The following is a 12,835-nucleotide window of genomic DNA, read 5'->3' as shown; positions in this document are numbered from 1 at the left end:
CGCGTTGCTGGCGCGCCTACTTCATCAGCACCAGTTCTTCCGCCATCGTGGGATGGATGGCCACGGTCGCATCGAAATCGGCTTTCGTCAGCCCGGCTTTCACGGCGATTGCCGCTGCCTGCATCATTTCCGGCGCTTCGGGCGCGATCATGTGGATGCCCACGATCTTGTCATTGCTGGGATCGCAGATCATCTTGAACAGCGATCGCTCATTGCGCCCCGCCAGCACGTTTTTCATCGGGCGGAAATCCGACTGATACACTTTTACAGAGCCAAGCTGGTTCTTGGCCTCGCCCTCCGTCATGCCGACAGATGCGATGGGCGGGTGACTGAAAACCGCGCTGGGAATGCAGCCGTGATCCACGGCGATGGGTTCATGACCGCCAAACACCGTATCGGCAAAGGCCTGCCCCTCACGGATGGCAACGGGGGTGAGTTGCACACGATCCGTCACATCGCCGACGGCGTAAATATGGTCCACGCTGGTCTTGCTGAAGCGGTCGACCACGATTTCGCCGCCCTCGCCCAGCTCCACGCCCACATCGTCCAATCCCAGGCCCTCAGTGTTCGGAATCCGGCCCACTGCGAACATCACGCAATCGACATGCTCTTCATCGCAATCCGACATTTTGACAAAATAGCCGCCATCGTCACACGGCTTGATATATTCAAAAATCGTGTTGAATTTAAAAGCGATGCCCTTGGTCATTGAAATTTGTAGCAGGCGGTCGCGCACGGCCTCGTCATAGCTGCGCAGCAATCTGTCGCCGCGGTTCACTATGGTTACTTGGCTGCCGAATTCATTGAAGATACCGGCAAATTCATTGGCGATGTAACCGCCACCTGCAATAATGATTTTCTTTGGAATCTCATCAAGATGGAAGGCTTCGTTCGAACTGATCGCATGTTCCGCGCCCTGGCACTCCGGCATGCGCGGCCGCGCGCCCGTGGCAATCAGAATATGCTTCGCCGTAACCTTGCGCCCACTCTCCAAAGTCACCTCATGCGGCCCGGTCAGCCTGGCGCGTTCCTTGAAGATTTCGACATCGTGGCTTTCCAGAGTGTTGGTATAGGCACCCTCCAGGCGGTCCACATCGGCCAGCACGTTATCGCGAAGCTTTTTCCAGTTGAACGTGGCGCCCTCGATCTCCCAACCAAACTTCTGGCAATCTTCCAGATCTTCGGCAAAATGCGCGCCGTAAACCAGCATCTTCTTGGGCACACAGCCGCGGATTACGCAGGTGCCGCCGACGCGAAATTCCTCTGCAATGGCAACTTTTGCGCCGTGTCCCGCAGAAACCCTGCTGGCGCGCACGCCGCCGGACCCTGCGCCGATGGTGAAAAGATCATAATCATATTCGGACATTGGCGCGAAATGCTCCTGCTGTGGGTTAACGTGATGGTCCATGGCCATACGTTCGGCAGCGGGCAAGGGTTTCGAACCTTTTGCGCGCAGGCGATCAGCTTTCTAGCAGCAGATCGTTATCCGCCAGCATTTGCCAGCTGGGGCCAAAGCGCATCGTCAGCAGCATTTCTGGCGCGATGCCTGCACTTGTCTTCAGCAGCCGGCGAATGCCATCGGCGCGGCCCAATTCATCCTCGCCCAGCGCCACCAGCGTTTCTGGCCCGTGGGAGAGTTTTTCCTGAAAAAGCAAAGAGGTGTTGAGCGAATTGAAGTTGAAGCCGATGAACACCAGGCGGCGAGCACCGGAAATACCGCTGTGCATCGACGCCTTCAGTTGGCGATCTTCGCTGAATTCCGATGCCGTGCGAACAGTCTCTGCCACCTTGAAGAAATTGCCCGGCTTTTCCTCGCCCCAGGCGGCCACTGGCTCCGATCCGGTCTGCCAGTCCAGGCGTCCGGCACGGCCGAAGGGTTGCACCACGTTCAGCTTCTCCGCACAGATTGCCTGCGCTTCGGTGATCGGCATACCAAAGCCTGAATGCAGCACCCACGGCATGTAATGCTGGATAGAGCGATCGGTGTTGAAATTCACGATGTGGAGATTGTCGAAGCAGTTCTGCGCGCGCGATCGGCTGACACCGTCCACCACCATGCGGCCAAGCTGGAACAGCCAGTTCTCGGCACCGCGAAAGGGCATTTCGCCCGGATCGCGCGGCTCTGCTTCCATGGCGGACTGCTGTTCGGCCTGCAGCGTGTAATAGGCAATGGCCAACTTGCCCACGGCCAATACGTGCTTGTCCTCCCCATGCTGCTGCAACAGGGCGTGGATCGAACTGGTGAGCCGTGAACCGGCGCGGATGCGAAGGGCTGCTTCACGCAGCTTGTCACCTTCGCCTTTTACCTTTTTGAAAAGCGCGTCAAAATCCTGCATCTCGCGCGTTTGCAGATCAGAACCCAGGCGCTGGAAATCGAAACCGTGGGCGATCTTGCTGAGCAATTCACGCTCGCCCGGCATCTCTATTTCGACACCGGCACCTGCGCCAATGATAATGGCGGTCTTCGTCCTGATCATCGATAGTCCTAACCTTGCGCGCCCTGAAACACGAATGTCCTAGAGCGCGCATGGTTAAGATTGGACTATCTTTTCAGACAGTTTGTTGCCGACCGGGAAAACCGGCCGGTGGAGCTATCAGCCCTGCGATGAGCCTTGCGAGCGGCCACGACCGCCGCCGCGACGTTGTCCGCCGCCCTGCTTCGGGCCGCCGGAGCGACGCGGTCCGCCGGGCTTGGAGCCACCGCGACCGCGGCCACCCTTGGCACCATCGCCACGCTCTGCAGATGCACCGCGCGGCTTTGGGTTAACCCGCTGGCGCTGCTGCTTTGGCGCAGGCTTGGTGGGGCCAACGCCTTCCACCACGGCACGGAAGTTATCCGGCAGGGGAAGGCGCTCAAACGTGGCGTCGGTCTGCTTGTTGATATCCTTCAGATATGCGCGTTCATCCTCGGCACAAAAGGCAATCGCCACACCATCGGCGCCGGCACGCGCGGTGCGGCCGATGCGGTGGACATATTGCTCTGGCACGTTGGGCAGTTCGTAATTGATCACGTGGCTGACGCCGGGAATGTCGATACCGCGCGCGGCCACATCGGTGGCCACCAGGATCGGCGTCTTGGCGCGCTTGAACTCGCTCAGCGCGCGCTCACGCTGGGGCTGGCTCTTGTTGCCGTGAATGGCGTTGGCGGGAATGCCCACCTGCGACAGCTTCTTCACGATCCTATCCGCGCCATGCTTGGTACGGGTGAAAATCAGGACACGCTCGAACTTGCCGGGCACCTCGTGCTTTTCCGACAGCATCAGTTCGAGCAGCGATTGCTTCTCGTCCTGCTGAACCATGAACAGATACTGGTCGATCCGCTCTGCCGTGGTGGCTGCGGGGGTGACCGATACGGTGACCGGATCATGGCAATATTTGCCCACCAGCTCCTTGATCTGCTTGGGCATCGTGGCGCTGAAGAACAGCGTCTGGCGATCGCTGGGCACCAGTTCGCTGATGCGGCGCAGCGCATGGATGAAGCCGAGATCCAGCATCTGGTCCGCTTCGTCCAGGATCAAGATTTCCACGCCAGAGAGATTAAAGGCCTTCTGGTCGATAAGGTCCAGCAGGCGGCCCGGCGTCGCGACGAGAATGTCACAACCGCGATGCAGCTTGTTACGATCCTTGTTCACGGATGTGCCGCCGACGATGGAATGAACCTTCAGGCCAGCCAGTGCGCCGTAATCCTTGGCGCTCTGGGCGATCTGCCCGGCCAGTTCACGCGTCGGGGCGAGAACCAGCATGCGGCAGGATTTGAACGGGATCTGGTTGTCGGCCTTGCGCAGATTGTCGATGCTGGGCAGCATGAATGCGGCGGTCTTGCCGGTGCCGGTCTGCGCGATGCCCAACAGGTCACGGCCTTCCAGCACGGGCGGAATGGCCTGCGCCTGGATAGGCGTAGGTTCTTTATAGCCCTGCATGTCGAGCGCCTGCATCACCGGCTGCGACAGCCCGAGATCGGAAAATTGAATAGTCATGTGTAGTATTGAACTCGCAAAATATGCGGCGCGCATAGCTACAGCTCGCGCGGCGCGGGTGTCAAAACGACCCGCGTGAAAAGGGAAGTCTCAGGGAAAAGGACCGAAGGGCTGCCGGGGTTTGCAGCTTTCTCGCTACAACCACTTCACGCTGGCGCGCGCTTCGATGGACGCCATTTGGGCGACAGACCCGCAAAAGTCAATCTATTTCAAGAAAGGGTTCGATCATTACGCGCCGCGATACGGCCCTGCATGCGTAAATCTTTGGGTGCGGCCATCTTCAATTGTGAAGAATGGCCGCACCCGGCCTGCATTAATTGAGGCCGGCAGCCTTCAGCAAGGCTTCCGTACTGGCATCAAAGCTTTCGCCGCCTGCCTCGATCTTCTTGGCCATGTCCTTGCCCAGTTCAACGCCGAACTGATCGAACGGGTTGATATCCAGCATCACGGCGGCGGCGAAAACGCGATGTTCGTGAAACGCGATCAGCGCGCCGAAGGTGGCCGGGTCCAGATCGTCACACAGAATGGTGGCAGACGGGCGATCACCCGGATAGCTGCGGTGCGGATCGTCGCTCTGCTTGCCGGACATCAGCGCGGCTCCTTGCGCGAAGCAGTTCATCAGCAGGATGTGGTGGTGCGCGGCATCCAGCATATCGCCCGGCTCCACGCTGGCGATGAAGTCTATCGGCACAAGGTGCGTGCCCTGGTGCAGCAGTTGGAACACGGCGTGCTGGGCATCGGTGCCCACCCCGCCCCATGTGATCGGCGCGGTGGGGCCGCTCGGCTGCCCATCCACGGTCACGCGCTTGCCGTTGGATTCCATTTCCAGCTGCTGGAGATAGTCCGGCAGCAGGCGCAAACGCTCGTCATAGGCGAACACAGCGCGGGTCTGGCAGCCGCGCAGGCGCAGGTAGTAAAGATCCGAAAAGGCAGCGCGCAGCGGCAGATTGTCGCGCCCGTCCGTATCGCGGAAATGCTCATCCACCTTGGCAGCGCCTGCCAGCACCTGCTCAAATTCGTCCCAGCCAATCGAAGTCGCGACAGGGAAGCCGATGCTGGACCAGAGCGAGTACCGCCCGCCAACGCTCTCCGCAAAAGGAAGGATGCGGGTTTCGTCCACGCCCCATTCCACTGCCTTTTCCGGCGCAGCGGTCAGCGCGATCACGCGGCCGGTTGGGTCTTCCACCCCGCTATCGGCCAGCCATTTCAGCGCCGACTGCGCGTTCGTCATGGTTTCGATCGTGGTGAAGGTCTTGGATGCAACCGCGATCAGCGTGGTGGCCGGATCGCAGGCCTCGAACGCTTCCTCCAGCGCGACGCCATCGATGTTGGAGACGACGTGCACATCCACCTTGGGCGCATCACGCCCCAGCGCATCCACCGCCAGCGCCGGACCAAGCGCGCTGCCGCCAATGCCGACGTGGATGAGGTGCTTCACCTCTCCCATCGCGCCATCGTGGATCGCGTTCACCAGCAACATCATGCGATGGCGCAGTGCCTCTGCCTCCTCCACGCTGGTATCCAGGCCCACGCCGCGCAGGGCGGAATGTTCTGCCGCCCGGTTCTCCGTGGGGTTCACCACTTCGCCTGTGAAAAGCTTGCGCCGCATGGCGGTGAAATCGGATGCCGCCGCCAGTTCTTCAAAATCGGACAGCAGGCTGTCGGTCAGGTGCGTTTTGGACCAGTCGAACAGGATGCCAGTTTCCGCCAGTTCCAGCCTGGCCGAAAGCTTGGCCACCCGATCTTTATCATCCGCAAACAATTCCACCAGCGTGGGATCGGGATGGAGGGCCAGTGCCTTCCAGGCTTCGTCGCGGGTCTTAGTCACTAGGGGCGATTCCTTTCCTACCGGTGAGATTGCTGGCTAGTCGCTTGGGCCATGAATGAAAACCGCAAATACCGCCCTTCCCGCCCCGCCCCATGCCTGTGGCCGAGGGGTTTTGCGCTGGCCCGTGTTTTTCCCCTCAGGACAGTGTTCCATGTGTTCCACATTAGCCGTCAATTTCGCGCTGCCGCGCAAAGCCATGCTTGACGAAGGCGCGCTGTGGCAACAAGACCGCCGCCGATGACTGACACTGTAACCCCGCGCGAAGTGACCGAGCCCAAAACGGCAAAGGTCGAGGAAAAGGAAGACTGGAAGAGCTTCGGCTGGTTCCTGATCAAGCTGGTGCTGGTGGTGCTGATTTTCCGCACCTTCTTCTTCACCAGTTTCAACATCCCTTCCGAAAGCATGATGCCGCGCCTGCTGGTGGGTGATTACCTGTTCGCGCAAAAGTGGTCCTACGGCTATTCGCGCTATTCTCTGCCCTTCGATATCGACGTAGGCGACGGGCGCATCTTCGCGACCCTGCCGGAACATGGCGATGTGGCGATCTTCAAACATCCGATCGACAAGACCGACTATATCAAGCGCGTGATCGCCCTGCCGGGTGACACCGTGCAGATGATCGACGGGCAACTGCATCTGAACGGCAAGCCCGTGCCTAAGGAGCGGGTGGAGGATTTCATCGTCGAGCTGGCTGACGGGGATCGCTGCTATTCCGGCCGCTTTGCCATGCAGATGGACGATGGCACGCCCGCCTGCCGCTACCCCCAATTCCGCGAAACGCTGCCCAATGACGTGAGCTATAACGTGCTGGACCTTGGGGTTGTTGGCGTGGACAATACCGCGCCTGTCATCGTGCCGGATGATCACGTGTTCATGATGGGCGACAATCGCGACAATTCGCAGGATAGCCGCCGGGCCACGGTTTCGGGCGGCTGGGTCGGCCTGGTGCCGACAGAGAACCTCGTCGCCGAAGCCAGCTTCATGTACTGGTCTTACGGCAATGGCGTTCGCTGGAACCGGATCTTCAAGGGCATATGAGCTCGCTGGAGCCAAGGACGCGAAGCTGGCTGGAACAGCACGGCTTCACCATCCGCAACGAGGCCATCTGGCACGAGGCCTTGACCCATGGCAGCACTGGCGAGGCCAAGGATTACGACAGGCTGGAATTCCTGGGAGACCGCGTGCTGGGGCTGACGATTGCAGATTGGCTTTACGATCAATCGCAAAGCGCAGAGGGCAAGCTGGCGCAGAGGTTGAACGCGCTGGTCAGCAAGCAGACCTGCGCCGGGCGCGCGCGTGCGATCAACACCTCCGCCCACGTGCGGTTGGGAAAACAGGCAAGAGAAGACGGCGCACAGGATAGTGACAATGTGCTGGGCGACATCATGGAATCGCTGCTGGGCGCGAATTTTCTGGATGCAGGCTTTGATGCCACGCGCGATCTGATCCGCGCGCTGTGGCGCGAAGTGTTCGACGGCAGCACCGGACGCCGCAAGCACCCCAAAAGCGCGTTGCAGGAATGGGCCGCTGGCAATCAGCGCCGCCCGCCCGATTACGAAGTTACCGATACGTCGGGCCCCGATCACAATCGCCTCTACACCGTGCAGGTCAGCGTGCACAATGTGGGCGCGGTGAAAGCCACAGCCGGCGGCAAGCGGGAAGCCGAGACAGAGGCTGCGCGGCTGTTCATGGAGAAATACGGATGAGCCAGAACGCTGATATGACAGATGCCAAAACCCAATGCGGCGTGGTGGCCGTGATCGGCGCGCCCAATGCGGGCAAATCAACGCTGGTGAACCAGCTGGTGGGCCAGAAGGTCGCCATCACCAGCGCCAAGGCGCAAACCACGCGGGCGCGCCTGCTGGGTATTGCGTTGCACGGCACGGCGCAGATGATCCTGGTGGATACGCCGGGCATTTTCGAACCCAAGCGCAGGCTGGACCGGGCGATGGTGAGCGCGGCCTGGGAAGGCGCGGTGGCGGCCGATGCAGTGCTGCTGGTGGTGGACCCTATTAAGCAGCGTAGGCATGAACTGATGCCGCTGGTGGAACAGTTGAAGGATCGCAAGGAGCGCAAGATCCTGGTGCTCAACAAGGTCGACCGTTCGAAGAAAGAGCCGCTGCTGGAACTGGCGCAGGAACTGAACGCGCTTGCCGATTTCAGCGAGGTGTATTTCATCTCTGCCCTGACGGGTGATGGTGTTCCCGAATTGAAGGATTCGCTGGCGGGCCTGATGTCCGAGGGTCCGTGGCATTATCCCGAAGACCAGGTGTCGGACGCCAGCGAGCGTCTGCTGGCAACAGAAGTGACGCGCGAACAGCTTTACCAGCAATTGCACGAGGAACTGCCCTATGATGCGGCAGTGCGTCCCGAAAGCTATGAAGTGCGCAAGGATGGCAGCGTAGAGGTGCGCCAGCAGATCGTCATCTCGCGCGACAGCCAGAAGCCCATCGTACTGGGCAAGGGTGGCCGACGCATCAAGGAAATCGGAGAGGCCGCGCGCAAGGAACTGAGCGATATCCTCGGCGTGAAAGTCCACCTGTTCCTGCATGTGAAGGTGGACGAGAAATGGGCCGAAAACCGCGAAGTTTACGAGGAAATCGGCCTCGACTGGGTAAAGTGAGCGAAACGATCGCGCGCCCTTAAGGCCTGCTTACCTGTTCGCCGGATTGTCCCGCTGGCTGAAGCGCGCCATGCTGGCCAGCGCGGCCACCACGGCAAGCGCGCAACAGACATAAAGCGGTGTCGGACCAAGGCCCAGCCCGCCTGCCAGCACGATGCCGAGGACAACCGCCGCCATCGTCTGCCCGAACAGGCGGGAGGTGGATAGCAACCCGCCCGCCGCAGCCGCCCTGTTCCGCGGGGCGCGACCGATCAGCAGGCGGGAATTGGGGCTGAAGAACAGACCGAAGCCCAGCGCGGTCAGGCTCAGGCGCCAGGCAATGCCAAAGGCTCCGGGCTGTTCGGGCATGGTGGACAGCAGGACCAGGCCGATGATGGCAATGACCATGCCTGTCACCCCAAGCTTGGTCGCCGCGATCCTGTCAGACGCCCAGCCCGCCAATGGGGAGACGATCAGCATCGTCAGCGGATATGGCAGCAGCAAGAGCCCCACGGTCTGCGGTGCATAGCCCATGCCGTTCTCCAGGCGAAACGGCAGGGCCAGCATCAGGAGGCCGGCGGAAATGAAGCTGCTGAAATTGGCCAGGATCGAAAGCCCGATTACCGGCTTTGCCAGCAAGTCCACGGGAAATACCGGCGCGTCCCGGCGCCTTTCACGGGCGATCAGCAGCAGGAGGGCCAGCACGCCAAGAACGAACACGGCGATGCCCCAGGGCAATTGCTCATGCGTGCCCAGCTGGATACCGCCCACCAGCAACAGCATGGTCAGCGCGCTCAGCGCACCGTTTATGAAATTGGATGGCTGCTTGCGCGGCTCGTTATCCGGCAGGAAACGCCCTAGCATCAACGAAATCACCGCCAGCGGCGCGGCAGCGACAAAGATCAGCTCCCAATACAGATGGCCGACGATATAGCCACCCAGCGTCGGCGCCATGGCGGCAGAGCTGGCCAGGATCACGCTGTTGAACCCCAGCCCCGCGCCAAGCCGCGAGGCGGGGTAAATCTGCCGCAGCAGCGCTGCCGAAACACTCAGCGCCATGCCTGCGCCAACGGCCTGCATGCCACGCAGCACCAGTAATATTGTAAACGTATCCGCGAAATAGCACGCGGCAGAAGCGATCATGAAGATGACCTGCCCCGCCTGATAAAGCCGCCGGTGCCCCAGTCTGTCTCCCAGCGAGGAGAACGGCAGCAGCAGCATCACCAGCACAAGCTGGTAAACCGTCACCACATTGGTGACCGCGGCCTCGCTGACGCCAAGATCGCGGGCGATGGTAGGCAATGCGACATTGGCGATGGAGCCATCGAGAACGAGCAGGGCCGTGCCAAAGCTGATGGCCGCGATGGCCCACCAGCGGCGCGGCTTGGGCAAGCCTGGGTGATCGTCCACCACCCGCGCCGGGTTCACGCCCGGATGTATCGCGCCATGCTCATTCATCGCCAACAGGTGCGACTTCGCCAGTGATTGTGCAAGTGCAGCATTTTATTGCGCGATGTCAGAAATACTTTTCGCTTGCTGCGCCGCTGACAGATCACCGTTTCTTGGCGATGGCGATCTTGTTTTTCTTGGCGAAATCGCGCGTGGATTCCTCGCTGCGGTTCAGGGCCTTGGCAATCTGCTTCAGGCCCTGCCCCTTGGTGGCAAGCATTTTCAGCTGCGCCGCCTCATCCGATTTCCACGGTTGCTTGTGCCGAGAGAATTGCTCTTTCGACACTACTCCGCCTCGCTCTTGGCTGCGGGCTTTTTCTTCGCCGGTTTCTTGGCTGGCGCTTTCTTCGCAGCAGGTTTCTTTGCCGCCGCATTTTTCGCAGGAGCCTTCTTTTTGGCCGGAGCCTTGCGCTTCTTCTTAGCGGGTGCCTTCGCCGCCTTCTCCGCGATCAGAACCAGCGCCTCTTCCAGCGTGAGCGAATCCTTGTCCTTGTCCTTGGGAAGTGTGGCGTTCACGCTGCCATCGGTGATGTAGGGGCCGTAACGGCCATCCATCAGCTTTACCTCTTCGCCAGCTTCCGTTTTGCCCAGAACCTTCAGCGGTTCACGGCTGCCACGGCCACCCTTGGTCTTGGCGGACTGGGCGATCAGATCGACTGCACGGTTCATGCCTATCTCGAATATCTCGGCCGTGTTCTGCAGCTTCCCATAAGCGCCATCATGCCGCACGGCCGGCCCGTACCGCCACAAGCCCGCCTCGATATCCTTGCCGGTATCGGGATGCTGGCCGACCACGCGGGGCAGAGCCAGCAGCTTCAGCGCCCATTCCAGATCGAAATCGTCAATGTCCTTGGGGATGGAGGCGCGCTTGATGTCCTTGCCCTCACCCGTCTGCACATAGGGACCAAAGCGGCCGGACTTGCGCTCCACCGGCAGGCCGGTTTCGGGGTCTTCACCCATCGCGCCATCTTCGCTGCCATCGTCGTTGCCGGGCTGGCCGAACTTGCGGCGGAAGTTGCATTCCGGATAATTCACGCAGCCGATGAAGGCGCCATAGCGCCCGCCGCGCAGGTGCAGTTCTCCGCCTTCGCGGTTCTGTTCCGCACAGAGCGGACACCAGCGCGGATCATGGCCATCCTCGCGTTCTGGGAAGAGGAAATCGGCGAGGAATTCGTCCAGCACCTCAGTCACTTCCGAAGGCTGGCGCTCCATCACCTCGTCGCTCTTGGGTTTGAAGTCCCGCCAGAAGTCCGCCAACAGCGCCTTGTACTGCGCGCGGCCGCCGGACACTTCGTCAAGCTCGTCTTCCATGCTGGCCGTGAAATCATAGGCGACATAACGGGGGAAGAAACGCTCCAGAAATGCTGTGAGGAGACGGCCAGAATCCTCTGCAAAGAAACGCTTTTGCTCCATCCGCACATAATCGCGATCACGCAGGGTCTGAATGGTGGAGGCGTAGGTGGACGGACGACCGATGCCCAGTTCTTCCAGACGTTTCACCAGCGAAGCTTCGGAAAAACGCGGCGGTGGCTGGGTGAAATGCTGCAAGGCTTCGACAGATTTCTTCGCGGGTGCATCGCCCTTGCGCATCACCGGCAGGAGGTTGTCGTCATCCTCCTCCGACTTCTCGTCAAAGCTTTCGGAATAGACGGCCAGGAAGCCGGGGAATTTCACCACCTGACCCGTGGCGCGCAGCTCGTGCTTGCCGGTGGGATCACGCATGGTGACGGTGGTGCGCTCCAGCTGCGCGGTTGCCATCTGGCTGGCCATCGCGCGCTTGAAGATCAGGGCATACAATTTGGCATCATCGCCCGATCCGGCGCGATCCTTGCTGAAATTGGTAGGCCGGATCGCCTCGTGCGCTTCCTGCGCATTCTTCGCCTTGGTGGAATAGAAACGCGGCTTTTCCGGGCGATATTCTTCCGAATACCGTTCCGAAATCGCATCGCGGCAGGCCATGATGGCGCTCATGTCCATCTGCACGCCGTCGGTACGCATGTAGGTGATCGCGCCCGCTTCATACAGCGTCTGCGCACAGCGCATGGTGTGGCTGGCGGAAAAGCCCAGCTTGCGCGCGGCTTCCTGCTGCAGGGTGGAGGTGGTGAACGGCGGTGCGGGATTGCGCTTCAGCGGCTTGGTCTCAACCTCCTCAACCGTGAAGGCGCCCTGTTCCACGGCAGCTTTTGCAGCGTCAGCCGTGCCCTTGTCCCCGATGGAAAGCTTTTCCAGCTTCTTGCCGTCATAGCGTACCAGGCGCGCGTCGAAACCGGTGCCGTCCTGCTCCATCTTCGCGGTGACGGACCAGTACTCGTCTGCCTTGAACACCTCGATCTCGCGCTCGCGCTCGCAGATCAGGCGAAGCGCCACGGATTGCACGCGGCCTGCCGATTTCGCGCCCGGCAGCTTGCGCCACAACACAGGCGAGAGGGTGAAGCCGAACAGGTAATCCAGCGCGCGGCGGCCAAGGTAGGCGTCGATCAGGTCCTGATCCAGCTCACGCGGGGCCTTCATCGCATCGGTCACGGCCTTCTTGGTGATGGCGTTGAACGTGACGCGGTCCACCTTGGTTGGCAGGGCCTTTCGCTTCTTCAGCAGGTCCATCACGTGCCAGCTGATCGCCTCCCCCTCACGATCAGGGTCAGTCGCCAGCACGAGGCGGCTTGCGCCCTTGGCGGCATCGGCGATGGCTTTTACCTGCGCGCGGTTGCGCTGATCGGAATAGACTTCCCAATCCATCGCGAAATCCTCGTCCGGGCGGACGGAGCCATCCTTGGGCGGCAGATCGCGCACGTGGCCGTAGGAGGCGAGGACCTTGAAGTCTCCGCCCAGATATTTCTCGATGGTTTTTGCCTTGGCTGGCGATTCTACGATGACAAGCTGCATTGTGGTTCCGGATATTCCTGACACTGGGCCCAGGACCGGGCCTTACGTGTGCATGTGTGTACGTGTGCGCGAGGGTGGTGCGCTTCGCAAAGATTC

The 12,835-nt window shown here is 60.8% G+C and carries 10 protein-coding genes; 3 read left to right on the top strand and 7 right to left on the bottom strand.

Annotation, left to right across the window (positions count from 1 at the left end; translation table 11 throughout):
* Positions 1–16 precede the first annotated feature (16 nt).
* From gorA to pgi, 4 genes are all read right to left on the bottom strand, one after another.
* Entirely contained in the window at positions 17–1,366 is a 1,350-nt protein-coding gene (gorA, locus tag GRF63_RS07760) for a glutathione-disulfide reductase (protein ID WP_160485475.1), read from the bottom strand.
* A gap of 94 nt (positions 1,367–1,460) precedes the next feature.
* Positions 1,461–2,477, bottom strand: a complete 1,017-nt coding sequence (locus tag GRF63_RS07755) for a hypothetical protein (RefSeq protein WP_160485474.1) — start codon at positions 2,475–2,477, stop codon at positions 1,461–1,463.
* Positions 2,478–2,594: 117 nt separating this feature from the next.
* Entirely contained in the window at positions 2,595–3,977 is a 1,383-nt protein-coding gene (locus GRF63_RS07750; RefSeq protein ID WP_160485473.1) for a DEAD/DEAH box helicase, read from the bottom strand.
* 313 nt (positions 3,978–4,290) lie between these two features.
* Entirely contained in the window at positions 4,291–5,805 is a 1,515-nt protein-coding gene (gene pgi, locus GRF63_RS07745) for a glucose-6-phosphate isomerase (RefSeq protein WP_160485472.1), read from the bottom strand.
* 237 nt (positions 5,806–6,042) lie between these two features.
* Here pgi and lepB point away from each other — a divergent pair, with 237 nt between their 5' ends.
* Genes lepB through era form a run of 3 tightly spaced genes read left to right on the top strand, consistent with a single transcriptional unit; the run spans position 6,043 to position 8,428 of the window.
* On the top strand, positions 6,043–6,843 hold the full coding sequence (gene lepB, locus GRF63_RS07740) for a signal peptidase I (RefSeq protein ID WP_160485471.1): 801 nt from the start codon (positions 6,043–6,045) through the stop codon (positions 6,841–6,843).
* Entirely contained in the window at positions 6,840–7,511 is a 672-nt protein-coding gene (gene rnc, locus GRF63_RS07735; protein WP_160485470.1) for a ribonuclease III, read from the top strand. Before lepB ends, rnc begins: the two co-directional genes overlap by 4 nt.
* Positions 7,508–8,428, top strand: coding sequence for a GTPase Era (era, locus tag GRF63_RS07730; protein WP_419865954.1), 921 nt, complete (start codon positions 7,508–7,510; stop codon positions 8,426–8,428). Before rnc ends, era begins: the two co-directional genes overlap by 4 nt.
* A 30-nt stretch (positions 8,429–8,458) precedes the next feature.
* On the opposite strand, the gene GRF63_RS07725 is transcribed toward era, so the two are convergent.
* The 3 genes from GRF63_RS07725 to topA all read right to left on the bottom strand — a co-directional run bounded on the left by GRF63_RS07725 (position 8,459) and on the right by topA (position 12,739).
* A complete protein-coding gene (locus GRF63_RS07725) occupies positions 8,459–9,865 on the bottom strand; it encodes an MFS transporter (protein WP_160485469.1) in 1,407 nt (468 codons plus the stop codon).
* Positions 9,866–9,959: 94 nt separating this feature from the next.
* A complete protein-coding gene (locus GRF63_RS07720; protein WP_160485468.1) occupies positions 9,960–10,142 on the bottom strand; it encodes a hypothetical protein in 183 nt (60 codons plus the stop codon).
* Positions 10,142–12,739: a type I DNA topoisomerase gene (gene topA / locus GRF63_RS07715; RefSeq protein ID WP_160485467.1), complete on the bottom strand. Its 2,598-nt coding sequence runs from the start codon at positions 12,737–12,739 to the stop codon at positions 10,142–10,144. Before topA ends, GRF63_RS07720 begins: the two co-directional genes overlap by 1 nt.
* Between the last annotated feature and the right edge of the window lie 96 nt (positions 12,740–12,835).

The organism is Aurantiacibacter rhizosphaerae (assembly GCF_009807005.1).
GTDB lineage: Bacteria > Pseudomonadota > Alphaproteobacteria > Sphingomonadales > Sphingomonadaceae > Alteraurantiacibacter > Alteraurantiacibacter rhizosphaerae.
The sequence above is the reverse complement of the archived record's forward strand: the minus strand, read 5'-3'. Positions and strand labels throughout refer to the sequence as shown.